The sequence below is a fragment of the Pseudonocardia ammonioxydans genome, assembly GCF_900115005.1.
Taxonomy (GTDB): Bacteria; Actinomycetota; Actinomycetes; order Mycobacteriales; family Pseudonocardiaceae; genus Pseudonocardia; species Pseudonocardia ammonioxydans.
The window spans coordinates 41924-62375 of sequence record NZ_FOUY01000013.1 but is presented as its reverse complement, the minus strand read 5'-3'; the positions used below and the strand labels follow the sequence as shown (position 1 = coordinate 62375).

The 20452-nt window shown below is 72.2% G+C and carries 16 protein-coding genes; 9 read left to right on the top strand and 7 right to left on the bottom strand.

The window, feature by feature from the left end:
* The first annotated feature begins 6 nt into the window (after positions 1–6).
* Positions 7–1179 carry an acyl-CoA dehydrogenase family protein gene (locus tag BM093_RS14425; RefSeq protein ID WP_093342954.1) on the top strand — a complete coding sequence of 391 codons (1173 nt, stop codon included), beginning with the start codon at positions 7–9 and terminating at the stop codon, positions 1177–1179.
* A 67-nt stretch (positions 1180–1246) separates the two neighbouring features.
* Positions 1247–2056 (top strand): IclR family transcriptional regulator, encoded by an 810-nt coding sequence (locus tag BM093_RS14420; RefSeq protein WP_093342952.1) that lies wholly within the window; start codon positions 1247–1249, stop codon positions 2054–2056.
* Between the two features lie 55 nt (positions 2057–2111).
* Here the strand turns inward: BM093_RS14420 and BM093_RS14415 are convergent, their stop codons facing one another.
* The 5 genes from BM093_RS14415 to BM093_RS14395 all read right to left on the bottom strand — a co-directional run bounded on the left by BM093_RS14415 (position 2112) and on the right by BM093_RS14395 (position 10438).
* The gene (locus BM093_RS14415) at positions 2112–5957 is read right to left on the bottom strand and encodes a hydantoinase B/oxoprolinase family protein (protein ID WP_093342948.1); all 3846 of its coding nucleotides are present in this window, start codon (positions 5955–5957) and stop codon (positions 2112–2114) included.
* Positions 5954–7324, bottom strand: a complete 1371-nt coding sequence (locus BM093_RS14410; RefSeq protein WP_093342942.1) for an MFS transporter — start codon at positions 7322–7324, stop codon at positions 5954–5956. The genes BM093_RS14415 and BM093_RS14410 overlap by 4 nt, the downstream gene beginning before the upstream one ends.
* Positions 7325–7414: 90 nt before the next feature.
* Positions 7415–8113, bottom strand: coding sequence for an isochorismatase family protein (locus BM093_RS14405; RefSeq protein ID WP_093342939.1), 699 nt, complete (start codon positions 8111–8113; stop codon positions 7415–7417).
* 287 nt (positions 8114–8400) lie between these two features.
* Positions 8401–9624 (bottom strand): cytochrome P450 family protein, encoded by a 1224-nt coding sequence (locus BM093_RS14400; RefSeq protein ID WP_093342936.1) that lies wholly within the window; start codon positions 9622–9624, stop codon positions 8401–8403.
* Positions 9625–9682: 58 nt separating this feature from the next.
* Positions 9683–10438 carry a MerR family transcriptional regulator gene (locus tag BM093_RS14395; protein WP_093342934.1) on the bottom strand — a complete coding sequence of 252 codons (756 nt, stop codon included), beginning with the start codon at positions 10436–10438 and terminating at the stop codon, positions 9683–9685.
* 176 nt (positions 10439–10614) lie between these two features.
* Between BM093_RS14395 and BM093_RS14390 the strand changes: the two genes are divergently transcribed.
* The 6 genes from BM093_RS14390 (at position 10615) to BM093_RS14365 (ending at position 17374) form a co-directional block, all read left to right on the top strand.
* Positions 10615–11277 (top strand): DUF3159 domain-containing protein, encoded by a 663-nt coding sequence (locus BM093_RS14390; RefSeq protein ID WP_245773521.1) that lies wholly within the window; start codon positions 10615–10617, stop codon positions 11275–11277.
* Positions 11278–11385: 108 nt separating this feature from the next.
* Positions 11386–12393, top strand: a complete 1008-nt coding sequence (locus tag BM093_RS14385; RefSeq protein WP_093342931.1) for a tripartite tricarboxylate transporter substrate binding protein — start codon at positions 11386–11388, stop codon at positions 12391–12393.
* Entirely contained in the window at positions 12386–12892 is a 507-nt protein-coding gene (locus BM093_RS14380; protein WP_093342928.1) for a tripartite tricarboxylate transporter TctB family protein, read from the top strand. Before BM093_RS14385 ends, BM093_RS14380 begins: the two co-directional genes overlap by 8 nt.
* Positions 12893–12905: 13 nt before the next feature.
* On the top strand, positions 12906–14426 hold the full coding sequence (locus BM093_RS14375) for a tripartite tricarboxylate transporter permease (protein WP_093342925.1): 1521 nt from the start codon (positions 12906–12908) through the stop codon (positions 14424–14426).
* Positions 14427–14523: 97 nt separating this feature from the next.
* Positions 14524–15690, top strand: coding sequence for an acyl-CoA dehydrogenase family protein (locus BM093_RS14370; protein WP_093342922.1), 1167 nt, complete (start codon positions 14524–14526; stop codon positions 15688–15690).
* Positions 15691–15745: 55 nt separating this feature from the next.
* Positions 15746–17374 carry a class I adenylate-forming enzyme family protein gene (locus BM093_RS14365; protein WP_245773529.1) on the top strand — a complete coding sequence of 543 codons (1629 nt, stop codon included), beginning with the start codon at positions 15746–15748 and terminating at the stop codon, positions 17372–17374.
* Positions 17375–17458: 84 nt separating this feature from the next.
* Here BM093_RS14365 and BM093_RS14360 read toward each other — a convergent pair whose 3' ends face one another.
* Positions 17459–17806, bottom strand: coding sequence for a hypothetical protein (locus BM093_RS14360; protein WP_093342916.1), 348 nt, complete (start codon positions 17804–17806; stop codon positions 17459–17461).
* 127 nt (positions 17807–17933) lie between these two features.
* Here BM093_RS14360 and BM093_RS14355 point away from each other — a divergent pair, with 127 nt between their 5' ends.
* Positions 17934–18575, top strand: a complete 642-nt coding sequence (locus tag BM093_RS14355) for a TetR/AcrR family transcriptional regulator (RefSeq protein WP_093342913.1) — start codon at positions 17934–17936, stop codon at positions 18573–18575.
* A 9-nt stretch (positions 18576–18584) separates the two neighbouring features.
* Here the strand turns inward: BM093_RS14355 and BM093_RS14350 are convergent, their stop codons facing one another.
* Positions 18585–20345, bottom strand: a complete 1761-nt coding sequence (locus BM093_RS14350; protein WP_093342910.1) for a helix-turn-helix domain-containing protein — start codon at positions 20343–20345, stop codon at positions 18585–18587.
* Positions 20346–20452 lie beyond the last annotated feature (107 nt).

Sequence of the window (20452 nt, the reverse complement as noted above, 5' to 3'; positions counted from 1 at the left end):
ACACACATGGACACACACCACCCCGGGGTCTTCCTCACCGAGGACCGCCTCGCCATCCGGGAGATGGCGCGCGAGTTCGCGACGACCGAGGTCCTCCCGCTCGCCAACGAGCTCGACCCGGTCCACGGCGAGATCCCGATGGCGCTGCGCGAGAAGATGGCCGAGCTCGGCTTCTTCGGCATCCTCGTGCCCGAGGAGTACGGCGGGCTCGGCCTGGGCCTGTCGGAGTACGCGATCGTCGTCGAGGAGCTGGCCCGGGCCTGGATGAGCGTGGCGAGCCTGATCGCCCGCGGCCAGCAGTTCACCGCCGGGTTCGGCCCGGAGCAGCGTGCGCGCTACCTGCCCGCGATGGCGCGCGGCGAGTTCCTCAGCGCGTTCGCGCTGTCCGAGGCCGAGGCCGGTTCGGACGTGGCGAACCTGAGCTGCCGGGCCGTCCCGGACGGTGACGGGTGGCGGATCACCGGCCAGAAGATGTGGTGCACGTTCGCCGACGGCTCGGACTACCTGCAGGTCTTCGCCCGCACCGCGCCGGTCGACCCGGCCCACCGCTCGCGCGGCGTGACCTGCTTCCTCATGCCCAAGGAACGCGGCACCCTGCCCGAGGGCGTGACCGGCACCCCGGTCCGCAAGATCGGCTACCACGGCTGGACGACCTGGGAGCTCTCGTTCGCCGACGCCTGGGCCGACGAGGTCGTCGGTGAGCTCGGCAAGGGGTTCCGGGTGGCCATGGGCGACCTCGACACCGCCCGCATCCACACCGCCGCCCGCGCGATCGGGCTGGCCCGCGGCGCCCTGGAGGACTCGATCACCTACGCCGGGCAGCGCGTGCAGTTCGGCAGGCCGATCGGGGAGAACCAGGGCATCCGGTTCAAGATCGCCGACATGGCCGCGCAGATCGAGGCGTCCCGGGCGCTGATGTACCAGGTCTGCACCGCCGTCGACACCGGCCGGCCGAGCCCGGTCGAGGCGTCGATGGTCAAGCTCGTCGCCTCCGAGATGGCCGAGCGGGTGACCAGCGAGGGGCTGCAGATCCACGGCGGTGCCGGGTACACCACGGACTTCCCGGTCGAGCGCTACTGGCGGGACGCGCGCCTGACGAAGATCTTCGAGGGCACCTCGGAGATCCAGATGAGGATCATCTCCGACGCGCTGCTGGGGCGGCCGGACGCGCGGACGTGAGCCACCGGCCGGGGGCGCCCGCCCCCGGATATCCTCGTCGGCGACCGCGACGGGGGGAGGAGCCACGATGGCGTCGACTCGACCGGTCGGCGACGCGGCGCAGGTGGAGGACGGCCCGGTCCGGGGTCCGCTGGTGTCCGTGCTCAACGCGGTCGCGCTGCTCGACACGTTCTCGGTCGCGGAGCCGCGGCTGAGCGTCACCGAGATCGCGCGGCGGCTGGACCTGCACAAGAGCACGGTCTCCCGGCTGCTGGGCACGTTGGAGAGCGTCGGTCTCGTCGAGCGCGACGGCGGCAAGGGCCACTTCGGACTCGGCGTCGGCATTCTCGGGCTGGCCGGCCCGCTGCTGGCCCATCTCGACGTCCGCAAGATCGCCTACCCGGAGATCGAGGCGCTGGTGCACGCCACCGGCGAGACGTGTGCGCTGGCGTTGTGGAGCGGGCACGAGTCGATCGTCGTGGAGCAGATCCCGAGCCCTCGCCAGGTCAAGCACACCACCCCGCTGGGCGCCCGCTTCAGCAAGGTCGCCAGTGCCTCGGTGCGGGTGTTCCTGGCCGAGCTGCCCGAGTCGCGGGTGCGCACCCTGCTGCGCGAGGGCCTGGTGACGGCCGACGGCCGCGACGCCGAGGCCGTGCTCGAGGAGCTGGCCGCGGTCCACCGCGACGGTCTCGCGGTGAACGACGGCGACACCGACCCCGAGGAGCTCTCGATCTCCTCGCCGATCCGGGACCATCGCGGCCTGGTGACCGGGGCCGTGCTGCTGTCCGCGCCCCGCGCCCGGGTCACCCCGTTCCTGCGCGACGACTACGGCGAACGCGTCCGCCGGTCCGCCGCCAGCGTGTCGTCCCGGCTGGGCGGTCTCGTTTCCGGCGGCTGAGCCCCGCGCCCTCCCGCGGCCCGGGCCCCCGGGCCCGGGCCGCAGCGGGAGGACGTCAGCCCGTGCGGTGGGCCCGTAGCGCGGTGGTGGCCGCGTCGTCGACGGCCATCCGGTCCGGATCGATCACCACGCCGTAGTCGGACTCCGCCCGCTCGAGCGTGGTCAGGTCGTCGAGCACGTCGGCGAGCACCTTCTGCGGCGCCCGGCGCAGCGGGTCGCCGTAGCCGCCGGAGCTCGGCACGGTGATCTGCAGCGAGTCCCCGGCCTCGATCCGGCGTGCGGTCACCTTCGACGGCCACGGCTCGTCGTCGTGCCCGGGGTTGCGCACCAGTGAGGCGTTGAGCCCGTCGTGACCGCCGAACACGCCCCACGGCGGGTCGGAGTCGTGCCGCTCGCCCTCACACGTGACCACGGTGGGGGTGAGGAAGGTGTTGACCCGCACCATCCCCACGCCGCCGCGCTGCTCCCCGGCCGCGCACGGCTCGGTGCGCAGCTCGTAGCGGTCGGTGCGCATCGGGAAGCGCCACTCGAGCTCCTCGATGGGGTTGTTGCGGGTGTTCGCGACCAGGCAGTCGACGGCGTCGAGCCCGTCGGAGGTCGGGCGGCCGCCGTAGGACCCCTCGTTGACCTCCAGGTACACCCAGTACTCGCCCGCGGTGTCGTCCCACCCGGAGTAGGACATGAAGTGCAGGTGCGCCGAGTTGCCGGCGGTGACCTGCTCGGGCAGCACCGGGGCCAGCGCCCGCAGCGCGAGGTCGACGGCGCGTTGCACCTGGCAGAACCGCGCGAAGCAGGCCGTCGGGTAGGTCGGGTTGAAGATCGACCCCTCCGGCGCGACGACCTTCACCGGGCGGAGCATGCCCTCGTTCTGCGGCACGAACACCGGGTTGCTGACCTCGTCGAGGAAGATCATGCGGGTGATGAAGGCGAACGCCGACATCGTCGTGCCCTCGAACGGGCAGTTGTAGGCCGTGGGGACCTGGGCGCTGGAGCCGGTGAGGTCGTAGGTGATCTCGTCACCGGAGACGATCACCTTCACCGCGACCGGCAGCGGCACGTCGCGGTTGCGGCCGTCGTCGTCGAGGTGGCCGATGTCGGTCTCGTAGACCCCGTCGGGGACCCGCGCGATGGCCTCGCGCAGCATCGTCTCCGAGTAGTCGATCCACGCGGTGCCGGCGTCGAGCACGGGGTCGCGGCCGTAGCGGCCCATCAGGTCCAGGACCCGGCGTCCGGCCAGGTCACACGCGGCCATCATGGCCTCCAGATCACCGGCGTTGTGGGTCGGTGTCCGGGTGTTGGACAGGATGTGGTCGATCAGCCGGTCCTGGCGCACCCCCCGGTCGACGATCTTGAGGGCCCGGAAGATCTGGCCCTCGGCCTTGTTGTCGACCAGGTCGACGGCCAGCCCCGGGAAGGCGCCGCCGATGTCGAGCAGCTGGCCCGACGCACCGGCGAACCCGACGAGCTCGTCCTCGTGGAAGATCGGTGTCACGACGGCGACGTCGGGGGAGTGGGTCGCGCCCAGGTACGGGTCGTTGTGCAGGATGACGTCGCCGGGGTGGATGTCGTCCCCGAGCAGCCCCAGCACCCCCTTGACGATCTTCGGCATCGCGCCCATGAACATCGGGGTCGAGTCCGACTCGGCCAGCACGTTGCCCTCGCGGTCGAAGATGCCCGCGCCGAGGTCCTCGGACTCCCGGATGATCGACGAGTACGCCATCCGGAACAGGACCGAGGCCATCTCCTTCGCCGCCGAGGCGAAGGCACCGCCGATCACCCGCATGAGGATCGGGGTGGCGAGCGCGTGGGAGTCCTGGCCGTCGGACCGGGCAGGGACGTCGATGACCAGGTTGCGGGCGTCGTCGACGCGCACCCCGAACCCGGGCGGCACCACCGTGGTCGAGTCGTACTGCTCGATGACCGCAGGACCGTCGAACGTCGTCCCCGGCCCGAGGCGGTCGCGGTCGTAGAAGCGGGTCGGGCGGGTCTGCAGCGTCCCGCCCACGTCGAAGGTCACGTCGGCGGTCTCGAGCAGCGCGTCCTCGGGCGCCCCGCCCTCGGCGCCGCGCGGCGCGACGAGCTCCTCGACCCGGCCGAGTCCGAGCACGCGGATGTTGACGACCTCGATGCCGCCCTCGGCGAAGCGGTGGCCGAACTCCTCCTCGTGCGCGGCGTGGAACGCCTCGGCCAGGCGCTGCACCCAGTCGTCGTCGATCTCGCCGGCGGGCACCTCGAAGCGGACCTCGTAGCCCTGGCCCGCGTAGCGGCAGTCGGCCAGCCGCCGGATCTCGCGGGCCGGGTCGGGCACCCCGTCGGCGTCGAGCTGCGCGCGTGCCTGCGTGATCAGCTCGCGGTAGCGGGCGTCGAGCCGCGCGTGGTCCAGTTCGGCCAGCGCGTGCCGCTCGGTGGCGACGAACTCGTACTTCTGGTCCGTGGCGAGCAGCCCGTTGGCCGCGATGATCCCCGGGTGTGGCGGCACGAGGACGTGCGGGATGTCCAGCTCGGCCGCGATCTCGCAGGCGAACAACGGGCCGGCGCCGCCGCCCGCGACGATGGTGAAGTCGCGTGGGTCGTAGCCGCGGCGGACCGAGTTCAGCTCGATGGCCTGGCACATGCCGAAGCGCTGGATCTGCAGCGCACCCAGGGCGGCCTCGCGGGCGTCCATGTCCAGCTGCTGCGCGACCGGCCCGAACGCGCGGGCGGCGGCGTCCCGGTCGAGCTCCATGTCGCCGCCGGCGAGTCCGCGGCGCGGGCGCAGGCGGCCCAGCACGACCTGGGCGTCGGTCGAGGTCGGCTCGGTGCCGCCGTGGCCGTAGCAGGCCGGGCCGGGGGTGGCGCCCGCCGACTGCGGGCCGACCCGGAACACCCCGCCCGGGTCGACGTAGGCGATCGACCCGCCGCCGGCACCGATCGTGTCGATGTCGACCATCGGCACCATGGCCTGGTAGTCGCCGACCTTGGTGTCGAGCAGGTGGCGCATGCGCAGCTCGCCGTCGTGCGCGACGCCGATGTCGGCGGAGGTCCCGCCGATGTCGAGCGTCACGACGTTGTCGAAGCCGGCCTGCTCACCGGCCCAGATGCCGCCGATGAGCCCGGCCACCGGCCCGGACATGAGCAGGGCGACCGGCTGGGCGGCGGCCACGTTCAGCGGGATCATGCCCCCGGACGAGTGCATGATCAGGACTTCGCGGGTGTATCCGAGCTCCTTGACCGCCGCGGCGAGCTCGCCCAGGTAGCGGGAGACCTTCGGGCCGACGTAGGCGTTGAGCGCGGTGGTCGAGAACCGCTCGAACTCCCGGTAGAGCGGGACGACCTCGCTCGAGACCGAGAGGAAGCACTCGGGGTACTCCTCGGCGACGATCTCCTTGACCCGTCGCTCGTGCGTCCCGTCGAGGTAGGAGTGCAGCAGGCACACCGCGATGGACTCGACGCCGGCCGCGCGCAGGGTCCGCACGCGGGTGCGCACCTCGTCCTCGTCGAGCCGGACCAGGACCTCGCCGTCGGGCGCGGTGACGCGTTCGCGCACGGTCAGCCGGTGCCGGCGCTTGACCAGCGGGTGCGCCTGCCACGGCAGCTCCTGCTGCAGTGAGAAGTTGTGCGGCTTCTTGTGCCGGGCGATGTGCAGGATGTCGCGGAAGCCCTCGGTGGTGATCAGGCCGACCTCCGCACCGCTGTGGGTCAGCGCGATGTTCGTCGCGACCGTGGTGCCGTGCACGAGCTGGTCGACGTCACCGAGTTCGACGCCGGCCTTGCGGCACAGCAGCTGCAGTCCGTTGAGCACGGCGCGTGCCGGCTCGTCCGGTGTGGACGGCACCTTCTCGATGAGGACCCGGCCGTCGTCGCTGTCGGAGAAGTAGAGGTCGGTGAACGTTCCGCCGACGTCGACACCGATGCGTTTCATCCTGCCTCGCTTCCGTGGATCGTCGCTTTCGCTGCCCGGGGCCGTGTCGCAGCCCCGGGCTCGCCGTCGCCGTGGTCGAGCGGGCGCCCGGCCGTCTCGGGCAGCGACCAGGCGGCCGCCAGCGCGACCACCGCGACGACGGTCATGTAGAACGCCGGGGCGAGCTGCAGGCCGGTCGTCGTCACCAGCCAGGTGGCGACGAACGGTGCGGTCCCGCCGAACAGTGCGTAGGCCACGTTGTAGGTGATCGCCGATGCGGTGAACCGGACCCGGGTGGGGAACAGCTCGGACAGCAGCACCGCGGTGACCACGTTCGCGGTCACCGCGCCCACGGCGATCAGCAGCTGGCCGGCCAGCGCGCCGCCGAAGCCGCCCTGGCCCGCCAGCAGGTAGCCGGGGACCGTGAGGACGATCAGCGCCGCGCAGGCCGTGACCATCGTGGGGCGCCGCCCGATCCGGTCGGATAGCCGCCCGACCAGCGGTGCGGCCAGCATCGCCGCGCCGAGGGCGAGCACGTTGGTCACCAGGACCACGTCCGTGCGCATGCCGACGACGGAACGCAGGAACGTGGTCAGGTAGGTCGAGAAGATGTAGAACGACAGCGCCGTCAGCATGATGAAGCCGCCCAGGCGCAGCATCGTCGAGGCCTGGGTGCGTAGCGTCGCGCGCAACGGCGAGTGCTCGGGCGCGCTCTGCTCCAGCCTGCGGAACGCGGGGCTCTCGTCGAGCCGGCGCCGGATGACGAAGCCGACCAGGCCCAGCGGTGCGGCCAGCAGGAACGGCACGCGCCATCCCCACTCGGCGACCTGCTCGCCGGCGACCGGGGCGCTGAACAGGAACGCCACCAGCGCGGCGGCCGCGAACGCGCCGAACGTCGCGGCCGGCATCAGGGCGGCGTAGGTGGCCCGCTTGTGCGGCGGGCAGTGCTCCACCAGGTAGGTGCAGGCCCCGGCGTACTCACCACCGGCGGAGACACCCTGCACGCACCGGGCGACGGCGAGCAGGATCGGGGCGGCCAGGCCGATCTCGGCGTGCCCCGGCAGCAGCCCGATGACCGCCGTCGACCCGGACATCAGCAGCACGGTCAGCGCCAGCACCCGCTTGCGCCCGATCCGGTCGCCGAGCGTCCCGAAGACGACCCCGCCGAGCGGGCGCATCGCGAACGCGACCGCGAACACGGCGAACGTCTCGAGGAGCCCGGCCGTGGGGTCCTCGGAGGGGAAGAAGGTGGCCGCCAGGGTGGTGGCGAAGAAGCCGTAGACCGCGAAGTCGAACCACTCGACGAAGGTGCCCGCGGCCGCCGCCCCGCTGACCTGTCGCAGCTCGTTCCGGCGGGTACCCGGTGGTTCCACGTCGCTGTCGGCCATGTCGGCCCCCTGTCGCTCGTGATCGGGTCGATGGACACCGGACGCACGCCCGGCCCGGCGGGCGCGCGTCCCGCGCCCGCCGGGGTCGTGTCACGGGGTCGTGGTCTCGGCGAACTTGGGCAGGCCGTCCAGATAGGCCAGCACCGCGTCGAGCGGCTCGACGTCACCGAACTTCGCGTCGATGTCGAACAGGTTCCAGTCGACGACACCGGCGACCCGGTCACCGACGGCCTCGCGGACGACGATCGGCCGGAAGCCCTCGGCGATGGCGTCCTCGACGGTGTGGCGCACGCACCCGGCCGCGGTGACCCCGGTGATGATCACCGTGTCGATCCGGTTGACCGTGAGGAACTGCTGCAGGTTCGTTCCCGGGAAGGCGCTGGCCCGCTTCTTGGTGAGCACCAGCTCACCGGGCTCGGGAGCGATCCGGTCGTCGATCTGCACCTCGGGCGTGCCGACGGCGAGCTTCTCGACCGGGATCTTGTTCACCCACAGGCCCATGTCGGACGGCCGTCCCGGGTCGGTGACCTCGTACGCGGTCGTCGTGTAGGCGACGGGCACCCCCTTCGCCCGGGCCGCCTGGTTCAGCGCCTGGCAGGCGGGAATGATCGTGTCCATGTTCTCGCAGGAGAACGCATGGCCCGGGCGCGTCCACGCGTTGGCCATGTCGATGTGGATGACGGCGGGCCGATTGCCGTAGCCCACGCGCCGCTGGAAGCCGCGCTCGTGGTACTCCGCCGAATCGGTCTCGAAGGTCTTCTGCAGCAGCTCGCGGAGCTCCTGGCTCATGCACCCTCCTGGGTCGTGCCGGTACGGGCCGGGCAGTGGCCGGCGGGTGGCACGCTAGTTGCCGTTGCGCCAACGCGATAGCCCCTGTGGCAACGAAGTTCGATGCGAAGGCTTCGCGTGCGACCGGCAAAGGAGGGCGGGATTCCGGTTCTACCTGCAGCTATAGATGGCGTCTCTCCCGTGTCTGGGGTGAGCGCACACTCGTCCTCCGAGAGGGAGCTGTTCCGATATATGACAACTGTGATGCCGCTATGGCAACAACGAGGTGAACTCGGGAGGAGTGGCTGTCAGGACACCCGCACGAACAGCTCGGGCAACCGGTGGAACCCGAGGTGCGACGGCTGCGTGGCGTCCGTGCCGGCGTGGTCGAGACGCAGGTCCTCGAAGCGGGTGAACAGTGCCCGCAGCGCCACCTCGGTCTCCTGCCGGGCGAGGGCGGCGCCGAGGCAGTAGTGCGCCCCGTGGCCGAACCCGAGGTGCCCGTCGCCGCGGCCGGTGTCGCGCCGGACGTCGAGCTCGTCGGGGGCGTCGTAGGTCCGCGGGTCGAAGTTCGCGGGCAGCAGGCCGGGGAGCACCGCGGCCCCCTGGGGGATCGTGGTGTCGCCGATCTCCACGTCCGTGGCGGCATGACGCGGCAGCCCGGTCGGGATCGGGCCGCAGGTGCGCACCAGCTCGTGCACCGCCCGCGGCCAGAGGCCCGGGTCCGCCCGCAGCGCCGCGAGCTGCTCCGGCCGGGTCAGCAGCGCCAGCGTGGCCTTGGACAGCAGGTGGGCGGTCGTCTCGAACCCGGCCGTGACCAGGTCGAACACCATCGTGACCAGCTCGCGTTCGGTGAGCCGGTCGCCGTCGTCGTCGTGCGCCCGGACCAGGTCGGTGAGGAGGTCGTCGGCCGGGACGGCGCGGCGCGCCTCGATCAGTTCGGTGATCTGGCCGGCCACCGCGCGTGCCACCTCCGGCATGCGTCCGGTGTCCGGGGTGAACAGCAGCGCGCCGAGCTCCTGCCACCGTGCACGCCGGTCCGCGGGTACGCCGACCAGCTCGCAGATCACCGCGACCGGCAGGGGATAGGCGAACCTGCTCACCAGGTCGACCGGGCGGCCGTCGGCTCCCGCCGCGGCAACGTCGTCGAGCAGGCCCTCGGTGATCGTCTCGACGCGGGGCCGCAGCGCGTCGACCCGCCGGACGGTGAACGCCCGTGAGACGAGCCTGCGCAGCCGGCTGTGGTCGGCACCGTCGCGGGTGAGCAGGCCACGACCGAGGTGGGCGAGATCGTCCGGGAAGCCGAGGATCTCGAACAGGCTCGCCACCGTCTGCGAGGCGCCCTCGATCGCGTCCGGGTCGCAGCGGAACCGAGCGTCGGTCAGCACGGCGCGGACGTCGTCGTGCCGCGTGACCATGACGGTGCGCCCGCCGCCGATCCCCGGCAGCTCGACGGTACGAGCCTGCTCGCGCAGCCGGCCGAACTCGGTGACCGGGCACTCCGGGGTCTCCGGCGGTGTCGTCGGGTCCATCGTGTCTCCTCGCTGTCGCCGCTCCTCCCGGAGGGCGGGCCGGTGGGCGGGTCGTGGTTCAGCCGGCGCCGGTGGGCGGGTGCGACTCGGCCTTCCGGGACTCCAGCAGCGTGTGGGCGCGGCGCATCACGTCGATCTGGGCCGGGTTGTAGAGGTCCCGCATCGCGATGCCGACCGTCCGGGCGACGAAGTGCTCGCCGCGCGGTGCGTCGGTGTCCGGCCCGGTGAGCCCGGGGTTCGACTCGAGCAGCGTGTGGATGTAGGGCGCGAGCCGCTCGGCCAGGTCCTGGCGGGTGGCCTCGTCGGCGTCGGCGGGCAGTGCATCGAGCTCGCCGTCGAGCGGGTCGGCCGGGAGATCCTGCAGCATGTCCGCGTAGGCCTGTATGCGCTGCGGGCCCAGCACCCGGCTCAGCACGACGACCAGCGAGCGGTCGGCGTCGGACATCCGGGCGCCGGCCGCGGGCGCGAGCTCGGCCGGGAGATCGGTCGGCACCGACGTGCGAAGGATCAGCCCGAGCTCGACGCGGACGCGCTGCAGACGCTCGATGGTGGCCGCGAGCTCGGCGTCGAGGGTGCGCAATGCCTCTTCGGGATGGTCGTCCTCCTCGCCCATGGCCGCGATCTGGGACAGGGAGAAGCCGAGGTCGACCAGCCGCTTGATGCGCAGTAGCCGCACGAGGTGCGGGACGCCGTACTGCTTGTAGCCGTTGGACCGCCGCTCGGGCTCGGGCAGCAGTCCCACCTCGTGGTAGTGCCGCACCGCCCGCAGGCTCGTGCCGGCGAGCTCGGCGATCTCCCGGGTGCTCCAGGCCACGACGACCCCTCTCTCCTCGACTGCACGTCCAGTGCAGACCGTGCCGTAGCGGCATGGTCAAGTCCCGCCGGAAACAGTGGCATGGGCCACAACCGGGTTGAGTATGCCGTTGCGGCACGCCTTCTCCTGGGGATCGCGCCACACCAGGCCGACGCGCAGCACCCGGGAGGACGGACATGACCATGACGCAGCCGGACCGGCATCGCCGGAACGACCAGCCCGCCGCGCAGCCGCGCACGGCACTCGACCATGCAGGCGGCCCGATGGGGATCGTGTACTCCACCATCCCCGTGATCGTGTTCGTCGCGGCCAACGCATTCCTGTCGCTGACGATGACGATCGGGATCTCCATCGCCGTCGGGCTCGCGCTCACCGGGTTCCGGCTGCTGCGCGGGGAGGCGTTCACCTCGGCCGTCGGGGGGCTGCTCGGCATCGCGGCGGCCGCCGGCCTCGTCGCCTGGACCGGGTCGGCCAAGGACTTCTTCGCGATCGGCATCTGGGCGGCCCTGGCGGGCTTCGTCGTCACCTTCGGGTCGGTGCTCGTCCGGCGACCGCTGAGCGGCGTGATCTGGAACGCCGTGCACGGCGGTGCCCACCGCTGGCGCGAGGACCGCGTCGCGCTGCGAGCGCACGACGTGGCGACGCTGTTCGCGTCCGTCGTGTTCGGTGCGCGGTTCGTGGTCAAGGAGTGGCTCTACCTCGTCGACGCCACCGGCTGGCTGGCGTTCGCGAAGATCGCAATGGGGACGCCGCTGACGGTGCTCGCCGCGCTGGTGGTGGTCTGGGCGTTCCGGCGCACCACCCGGCGCCTCGTCGAGCCGGCCCGCGAGAGCGACTGAGCGCAGTGCGGCCGCAGGTCGACTATCGAACGACCGGTTGACTCATCGACGGCCCTCGTGCCTACCCTGAGTCACCGCGCAAGGGTGCGCGGTGAATCGGGGGTACGGATGCCCGCACGGACGTACCGTCGGCGAGGACGCCGGCGCCCGGCGCCGACCGTCGCGCTCGTCTCGATGGTGGCGGTGTCGGCGGTGATCCTCACCGGCTGTGCGGCCGCACCGACGTCCGGGGCCGAGAACTTCCCGCAGCGGGAGGTCCGATTCGTGCTCCCGTACTCGGCCGGTGGCCCCTCCGACCTCGGCGCTCGGGCCTTGATGGACTGCTTCGAGCAGCGGTTCGGCGAGTCGTGGGTGGTCGAGAACCAGGCCGGGGGAGCAGGCGCACCGGCCATGGTCGACGTCGCTACCGCCGGTCCGAACGGCTACCTGCTCGGCCTCGGCACCCAGTCCACACTGGTCACCACCCCGACGCTCGAGGAATCGGTCGGCTACACCGACGGCGATTTCACCTACCTCGGGCAGCCGATGGCGATCCCCAGCCTGATCATGGTTCGTCCCGACTCCCCGTTCCGGACCATCGACGACCTCCTCGCGGCGGTCCGGGCGACGCCCGAGACGGTCAGCGTCGGCACCAGTGGGGCACAGACATCGTTCTCGATGGCGCTGCGCGAGCTGTCCGGACGCGGGACGGTGTTCAACACGGTCCCGTTCGAGGGCACGTCCGAGGCCAACGCGGCACTGCTCGGCGGCACCGTCGACGCCCGGTGGGACGCGGCGGGCCGCGACACCCTCGCCCTGGTGGACGCCGGGCGCATGCGGCCGCTGGCCACCGGCTCCGAGGAGCGGCTCACCTTCCTGCCGGAGGTGCCGACGCTGGCCGAGCACGGCATCACCGATCTCATCGACACCACCACCTACTACGCGATGATCGGGCCACGGGATCTCGATCCGCGGATCGTGGAACGGCTGCGTGCCGAACTGCCGGGCTGCGTCGCCGATCCCGGCTACCGCAACGCCGTCGGCGCGCCGTACGCGGTGCACACCGCCCCGGACGTGCTGACCGACCGGTTGGAGGCGTTCGGGCGACGGCTCCGGGAGGTGGTCGCCGGTGGCTGAGCCGACGACCACGTCGAACACCCCGGGCGGGGCGGGTGACGCCGAGCCGGTCCCGCGGACGTCCGGCCCCGGGCGCTGGCTGACGTCCGCGGTCGCGACGGTCGTCGGTGCCGCGGCGGTCGTGCACGCGCTGCGGATGGGGGTCGGGTCGGCGGCCGAACCCGGGCCCGGCCTGTGGCCTCTGGTCGCCGGCCTCCTGCTGGTCGGATCCGGCGCGGTGAGCACCCTGATCGACGTTCGGGCGTCCGACGGACCGGCTGTCGGGATCAATGTGCGGGTCCTGCTCGGTATCTCCGCGCTGGTCACCTACATCCTCGCGTTCCGCTCCTACGGGCTGCTGCTGCCGACACCGCTGTTCCTGCTGTTCTGGGTCCGGGTCGTCGCCGGCGACGGATGGCGGGTCGCGATCGCCACCGCCGTGCTCGGTACGGCGGGGTTCTGGCTGGTCTTCGCGGAGGCGTTGCAGGTGCCGCTACCGATCGGACCGTTCGGGCTGTGAGCGGGGTGACCTGATGGGCGTGCTCGACTCGATCGTCTTCGGCTTCTCGGTCGCTCTGACCCCGGCGAACCTGCTCTACGTCTTCGCCGGCGTGCTGCTGGGTACGGTCGTCGGCGTCCTGCCCGGGCTCGGTCCCACGGCCGCGATCGCGCTGCTGCTGCCGCTCACCTACACCGTCGAGCCGACCTCGGCGATCATCCTGCTCGCCGGGATCTACTACGGATCGATGTACGGCGGCACGATCACCTCGGTGTTGCTGCGGCTGCCCGGCGAGGCGGCATCGGTGGTCACCACCTTCGACGGCTACGAGATGGCCCGGCAGGGGCGGGCCGGACCCGCGCTCAGCATCGCCGCGATCGGGTCCTTCGTGGGAGCGACCGTCGCACTCGTCGGCCTGACCCTGCTCGCCCGCCCGCTCGCCGAGTTCGCCGTCGGTTTCGGCCCGGCCGAGTACACCGCGCTCGCCGTGCTCGGCATCCTGCTGGTCGCCTACCTCGGGACCGGCTCGTTCAGCCGGGCGCTGGTCATGGCGGCGGGCGGTCTGCTCCTCGCGACCGTCGGACAGGACCCGATCACCGGGGCGGCCCGGTTCAGCTTCGGGAGTCTCGACCTGCTGGGAGGGCTGGACCTGGTGTCGGTCGCGATGGGACTGTTCGGGGTCGGCGAGCTGCTGCACAACGTCGCGAACCGGCACGGTGCAGCACCGCTGGCCCGCGTCGGTCGGCTGCTGCCGGACCGGGCCGACGCGAAGCGCTCGATCGCGCCGGTCGCCCGAGGGTCCGTGCTCGGGTTCCTCGTCGGTGCGCTGCCCGGCGGCGGCGGGCTGATGGGATCGCTCGCCTCCTACGCGGTCGAGAAGAAGGTCGCCCCCGAGCCCGAGCGGTTCGGTCGGGGCGCGATCGAAGGTGTGGCCGGTCCGGAGACCGCCAACAACGCGTCCTCGACGTCGGCGTTCATCCCGCTGCTGACCCTGGGCCTGCCGTCGAACTCGGTGCTCGCGCTGCTGTTCGGGGCGCTGCTCCTGCAGGGCGTGACGCCGGGGCCGTTGCTCGCCACCGAGAATCCGGAGATCTTCTGGGGTGTCATCGCGTCGATGTACATCGGAAACGTGATGCTGCTGGCGCTGAACCTGCCCCTCGTCGGGGTGTTCATCCGGTTGCTGCGGGTCCGGATCGGGGTGCTGTCCTCGGTCGCGGTGCTGCTCACTCTGATCGGGGTCTACAGCATCGGTAACAGCACGTTCGACATGGGAGCCGTGCTGGCCTTCGGGGTGCTGGGCTTCCTGCTCAAGCAGGCCGGGTTCGAACCGGGGCCGCTGGTGCTGGCCTTCGTGCTGGGGTCGCTGTTGGAGAGCTCGTTCCGGCAGGCGCTGCTGCTGTCCAACGGCAGCTTCGGCATCTTCGTGCTCCGGCCGGTCTCCGCGGTGCTGCTCGGCGTGACGGTGGTGTTGCTCGCCGTCGCCGCTGTCCGGGCGTGGCGCTCTCGGGTGTCGGGGCGCCGGAACCCCGAGAGCACGACAGAGGGCGTCGGCTGAGCTGTAGGCGTCGTCTGCCCTACCAAACGGTTGTCTGGGCGCGTACCGTGTGACCCGGGTCGCAACGCAGTGGGTCGTGGCAGCGGAGGTGGCAGCAGTGGACTTCGAGCTCACCGAGCAGCAGCAGCTCTTCCGGAAGACGGTGCGCGACTGGGTGGAGCGCGAGGCACCCAAGTCCTGGGCGAACGAGCTGGAGAAGGACGAGCGCAACTTCCCGCACGCGCTCTTCGACAAGATCGCGGCCGCGGGGTTCCACGGCATCGGGATCCCCGAGGAGTACGGCGGCCAGGGCGGCGACGTGCTGACCCAGATGATCCTGGCCCGCGAGCTCGCCCGCTCGCTGGCCGGGCTGACCTGGGTCTGGGGCATCACCTCGTTCGCCGGCGGCAAGTCGGTCGGCTTCTACGGCACCGAGGAGCAGAAGGCGAAGCACCTGCCCGCGATCGCGGCCGGACGCGAGAAGTGGGCGATCGGGTTCACCGAGCCCGGCGGGGGGACGGACCTGCTCGGTGGCATGCGCACCCGGGCCCGCAAGGTCGACGGCGGCTGGGTGGTGAACGGGCAGAAGACCTGGAGCTCGGCCTCGCACGTCGCCGACCATGTCCTGCTGCTCGTGCGCACCGCCGACCACGGTGCCAAGCGACACCAGGGTGTCTCGCTGCTGATCCTGCCCACCGCGAGCGAGGGCGTGACGATCCGCGAGATCCCCAAGCTCGGGATGCGCTCGCTCGGGTCGTGCGACATCTTCCTCGACGACGTGTTCGTGCCCGACGAGAACCTGCTCGGCGAGCAGGACCGGGCCTGGTACATGCTGCTGCCCACGCTGAACAACGAACGGATCATGCTGTCGTCGTTCTGCGTGGGGATCATGGACGGCGTCCTGGAGGACGCGTTGCGGTACCTGTCCGAGCGGGAGGCCTTCGGCGGTCCGATCGGCCGGTTCCAGGCCCTGCAGCACCACGTCGCGAACATCGCGATGTGGCGCGACCAGGCCGAGCTGATGGTCTACCGCGCGGCCTGGATGCAGTCGCTGGGCCGGCCCTGTGGCCAGGAGGCGAACATGGCCAAGGTGGTGGCCTCCGAGCTCGCCGGGCAGGCCGCCGACCTCGGGCTGCAGATCCTCGGCGGGATGGGCTACTCGGCCGAGACGGACATGCAGCGCTACTGGCGCGACGTCCGGCTCTTCCGGATCGGGCCGGTCACCAACGAGATGGCGCGCAACGGCATCGCCGAGGGGCTCGGCCTGCCGCGCTCGTTCGGATGACCGGGCCCTGATCGCCGGGCGACACTCGTCAGTGGGAGGCAGGCAGTTGTCGATTGTGGAGGACGGCGTCCTGACGGTGCCCGGTCTCGCCCTGCGGGCGGCCCGCGAGCATCCCGACTCCGACGCGGTCGTGTTCCCGGAGGTCCGCCAGACCTACCGCGAGCTGCTCGACTCGGCGACCGCGGTCGCCCGGGCCCTGCTCGCGCTCGGGGTGCGCCCCGGGGACGCAGTCGGGACCCTGATGCCCAACGGGCTCGCGTTCGTGCACGCGATGCTCGGTGTCTCGATGACCGGCGCGCTGTTCGTACCGATCAACGCCCGGCTGGCGCCGCGGGAGATCGCGCACGTGGTCCCGGACTCGGCGATGTCGGTCCTGCTGACCACGGACGCCGTCGACGAGCACGTCGACTACGTCGCGCGGCTGCACGAGGCCTTCCCGGAGCTGGCCGCGGCGGAGCCCGGTGTCACCCCGGCCGTCGCCGGTGCGCCCGCGCTGCAGGCGGCGGTGGTGCTGGGTACCCGGACGGCGCCGGGGTTCGTCACCGGGGAGGCGTTCCTGGCCGGGGGCGGCCAGGTCGCGGAGGGCGCCGCCCTGGCCGCGGTCGAGGCGGTCACCCCGGAGACGCCCTACATCATGATGTACACGTCGGGGACGACGGCCGAGCCGAATGGCTGCCCGCTGACCCACCGCTCGGTCGTCCGGCTCGGACGTGCGGTGGGCGAGGAGGCCTTCGGGCTGACCGCGGCCGACCGGATGTGGAACCCGCTGCCGATGTTCCACGTCAGCGCCCAGGCGCCGATGGTCGGCGTGCTCAGCGCGGGTGCGGCCTGGCTGTCGATGACCCGGTTCGAGGTCGACGCGGCGCTGGACCAGATAGAACGTGAACGCGCCACGCTGCTGTACCCGGCCTATCCGACGCTGACCGGACCGCTGCTGCACCATCCCCGCTACGGCCCGGACACCTTCCGCCGGGCGCGGGCGATGCTCACCGTCGGCCCGCCGGAGCTGCTGCGGTCGTTCCAGGAACTGTTGCCGCACACCGCGCACGTCAGCTGCTACGGATCCACCGAGACCGGCGGAGTCGCGATCATGGGCCGGCTCGACGACCCGCTCGAGGCCCGCCTCACCTCGGGCAAGCCCTTCACCGGCGTCGAGGCACAGGTGCGGGACCCGCTGACCGGCGCCGAGCTGCCCGCGGGGGAGACCGGTCCGCTGTGGATCCGCGGGTTCAACCTGTTCCAGGGCTATCGCAACGACCCGGAGAAGACCGCGGAGTGCTTCGACGACGACGGCTGGTTCCACACCGGCGACCTCGCCTCGATCGACGCGGCAGGCAACCTGACCTTCCGCGGCCGCACCAAGGACATGCTCAAGGTCGGTGGCGAGAGCGTCGGCTGCCTGGAGGTCGAGGCGTACCTGGGCACCCACCCCGACGTGCAGATGGCGGTGGTGGTGGGTGTGCCCGACGCGAAGTACGGCGAGGTCCCGGCCGCGTTCGTGGAACCGCGGCCCGGCGCCGTACTGACCGAGGAGGCGGTGCTGGCGCACTGCCGGGCGGGGCTGGCGAAGTACAAGGTGCCGCGGCACGTGCGGTTCACCACGGACTGGCCGATGTCCGCGACCAAGATCCAGAAGTTCCGGCTCCGGGACCGGCTGCTGGCGGAGCAGGCCCTCGGCACATGACCGCGCACACCGGCGGGTCCGGGACCGTCACGGTGACGGTCCCGGACCTCGCGGCCGACGCTCGCGGTCCGGCCGGGTGTGCTCCTACGTCTGCGGTGACCCGTCGGGCGCGGACGACTGCTTCCGGAGGGCGATCGGCGCCCCGGCGAGATCCTCCTCGTTGCAGAGCAGCTTCAGCTCGTAGTAGATCGCATCCGGGGCGTCGTCGTAGTCGAGGTGCACGGCGAGCACGTCGACCGGCTCGCCCAGCCACTCCTGTGTCTCACGCAGCCAGCCCGCGGCCCGTTCCAGGGCGGTGGGCAGGTCGTTGTCGCAGAACTGGACCGGGCGGAACGGGACCTCCCCGACCGCGTCGCGGCGGTCGGTCGGGCGAGGCAGCCCCTGAGCCAGTCCAGAGTCGTCGAGATCGAGCGCTACGGGGTCCTTACTCACCCCACCAGGATCGCTCCGGCCGCTCGGCGGTGCAGCACGGGCCCCCGCAACGCCGGCCGGGGCCGGTCGGTACCGCGCCGCGGCAGCAGGCGGACGGACGTCGTCACCAGGTGGTTAGCGTGGGCGCGTGGTGAACAGGAGAAGGGCGGCACGGGCCGACACCGCGCCGCCCTTCCGCTCCGACGACGGCCGCTGGCACGAGCTGCTCGACATCTCGGCCGCGATCTTCGCACGCAAGGGGTACCGCTCGACCACGCTGCAGGACATCGCCGACGAGTTCGGGGTGCTCAAGGGCAGCCTCTACCACTACATCCGCAGCAAGGACGACCTCCTCTTCGAGGTGATCCGCTCGGTGTTCGCCGCCGGGCTGGCCAACCTGCGCACGCTCGCCGAGGCCGACCTCGACCCCGTCGAACGCCTGCGGGCGGTCATCCACGGGCACGTCCTGTACCTGATCGACAACCTGGTCAAGACCACGGTCCTGCTGCACGAGTACGACCAGCTCACCGACGAGCGCCGTGTCGAACTGCCCGTGCGCGAGTACCAGGCCCTCATCGCCGGGCTGATCGGCGACGCGCAGGCCGACCCGCGCGTGAAGTCCGACCTGGACGCCCAGCTGGTCGCCCTGGCCGTGCTCGGCGCCGCGAACTGGGTCTACCGCTGGTACCGGCCGGGTGGGACGCGCAGTCCGGAGCAGATCGCCGACGCCTACGCGGACTTCCTGGTGGACGGGATGCTGGACCGCGCCGAGGCGGGAGGCCACGACTGAGAGGCCTGATCACGGCGGCGGGGCCAGCTCGGCGTCCAGGCTGTCGTTCACCTTCGCCAGGGTGTCGACGTGGTGCGCCAGCCAGACCATGAACTGGGTGTCCGAGGAGCGGATGTCCATCCCGATCGCGCGCGAGATCCGGTCGAGCTTGTACAACGTCGTGTTCCGGTGCAGACCGAGTCGTCGCGCGGCGGCGTTGAGATTGCCCGACTCGCCGATGTAGGCGAGCACGACACTCTCCAGGCTGCGGTTGTGTCCGTCGGCGCGGCGCAACGGCGTGAGGACCTCCTCGGCGAACCGGCGTCCGTTCTCGGAGTCGGCGATCTCGCGCAGCGCCACGAAGATCCGGAGGTCCTCGTAGCCGACCACCGGGGCCGCATCGACGCGTCGGGCCAGCGAGAGGGCCGTGCGCGCTTCGCGGTAGCCGGTCGCGGCACCGCCCGCGCCGGACCGGGCACCGCCGAACGCCACCCGGGCCGTGCCCACCAGCCGCTCCTGCACGGCGCGCGCGACCGCGCCGGCGAGCGTGCGGACCTCCTCGGGGCCGTGGTCGCCGGGGACCGGGGCGACCACGACCAGGTTCCCGCCGACCTGGGTAGCGAGGATCGGCCCGGCTGCGCCGTGATCGATCCGCTCCACCGCCCGGGCCGCGGCCTGGAACCGGCGGACCGCTCGCGCGTCGTCGGAGACGGGCGGGTCCGGCTCGGCGACCAGCACCACGTGCCGGCCGTCGGGAACGAAACCGTGGTGGCGTGCCCGGGCGACCAACTGCTGCCCGTCGGCGAACCGGCCGTGGACGAGGTCGACCACGAAGTCCCCGCGGGTGCGTTCCTCCGCCTCGGTCATCGACCGCATCCGGAGCATCTCCGCACCGATCAGGACGGCGCCCTCCTGCACCACGATGCGACGCTGGGCCCGGTCGTGGGCGTCGCCGTCGACCGGCTCCAGCACCGCGACCAGCCCGCAGGGCTCCCCGCCGATCGAGATCGGCGCGGCCAACGGCACGACGGCCGTACCACCGGCATCGGTGGGGCCGAGCGCGACGGCCTCGTGGGACGGCGGCCCCGCGCCGAGGGTGTCGCCATGGCGGCGGAGGAGGTCGGCGGCGTACTCCGGCGCCGGCCGGGCCTGACCGACGCCCGACTCGTGGGCGAGCACCGCCCCGTCGAGATCGACGACCATCACCGGGGCGCCGGCCATCCGCGACATGCCGTGGGCGAGCGCCGGGATGCCGGTGCCGCGGGCCAGGATCTCGCCGAGCGAACGGTGGACGCGGTCGCTGTACTCCAGCACGTGCGTCGACTGGGCCAGCACCTTCGTGGCCACCAGCTGGCTCACCGCCCGGAAGTCCGCCGTCGCGGGTAGCAGCGCGAGGGGCAGGCCCGCCTCGTCGGCGGCGGCCCGTGCCTCGGGCAGGTAGCCGCGCAGCTGGGCGGGCGGGGCGGCGTCGGCGGGTTCGACGCGCACCAGCAGCGCGACCGCTCCGGCCCCCGCGACGCGGCGGACGACGTCGGCACCCACCGGGCCGCGCAGCCGGGCGACCGGCGCGTGCACGACGAGCCCGGCGTCCGGCTCCGGGGGCGGCGCGCCGTCGATCTCGGACAGCGGGATGCACCAGCGCACGGTCCGGGACGTCCCGTCCGAGCCGGCCAGGAGCGTGTTGCGGAGCAGCGGCTCGGCCAGGAGGTCGGCGATCGAGACCAGGTCGGACGGGTCGACCCGCGCGGTGTGCGCACCGCGGCCGGCATCGGGGGGTGCGGTCTGTGCCATCTGCCTATATCCGATCCGTGGTCGGCTGCACTTCGTCCAGTGCCGGTCATGGTGGACCGCGCCCAGAATCACCGGTAGCCGTCACATTCCACAATCCGCCGGAGGTT

Excerpts from the sequence above, each read along its gene's own strand:
- BM093_RS14425 (WP_093342954.1), top strand. The coding sequence starts at position 7 with ATGGACACACACCACCCCGGGGTCTTCCTCACCGAGGACCGCCTCGCC.
- BM093_RS14420 (WP_093342952.1), top strand. The coding sequence starts at position 1,247 with ATGGCGTCGACTCGACCGGTCGGCGACGCGGCGCAGGTGGAGGACGGC.
- BM093_RS14415 (WP_093342948.1), bottom strand. The coding sequence starts at position 5,957 with ATGAAACGCATCGGTGTCGACGTCGGCGGAACGTTCACCGACCTCTAC.
- BM093_RS14410 (WP_093342942.1), bottom strand. The coding sequence starts at position 7,324 with ATGGCCGACAGCGACGTGGAACCACCGGGTACCCGCCGGAACGAGCTG.
- BM093_RS14405 (WP_093342939.1), bottom strand. The coding sequence starts at position 8,113 with ATGAGCCAGGAGCTCCGCGAGCTGCTGCAGAAGACCTTCGAGACCGAT.
- BM093_RS14400 (WP_093342936.1), bottom strand. The coding sequence starts at position 9,624 with ATGGACCCGACGACACCGCCGGAGACCCCGGAGTGCCCGGTCACCGAG.
- BM093_RS14390 (WP_245773521.1), top strand. The coding sequence starts at position 10,615 with ATGACCATGACGCAGCCGGACCGGCATCGCCGGAACGACCAGCCCGCC.
- BM093_RS14385 (WP_093342931.1), top strand. The coding sequence starts at position 11,386 with ATGCCCGCACGGACGTACCGTCGGCGAGGACGCCGGCGCCCGGCGCCG.
- BM093_RS14375 (WP_093342925.1), top strand. The coding sequence starts at position 12,906 with ATGGGCGTGCTCGACTCGATCGTCTTCGGCTTCTCGGTCGCTCTGACC.
- BM093_RS14350 (WP_093342910.1), bottom strand. The coding sequence starts at position 20,345 with ATGGCACAGACCGCACCCCCCGATGCCGGCCGCGGTGCGCACACCGCG.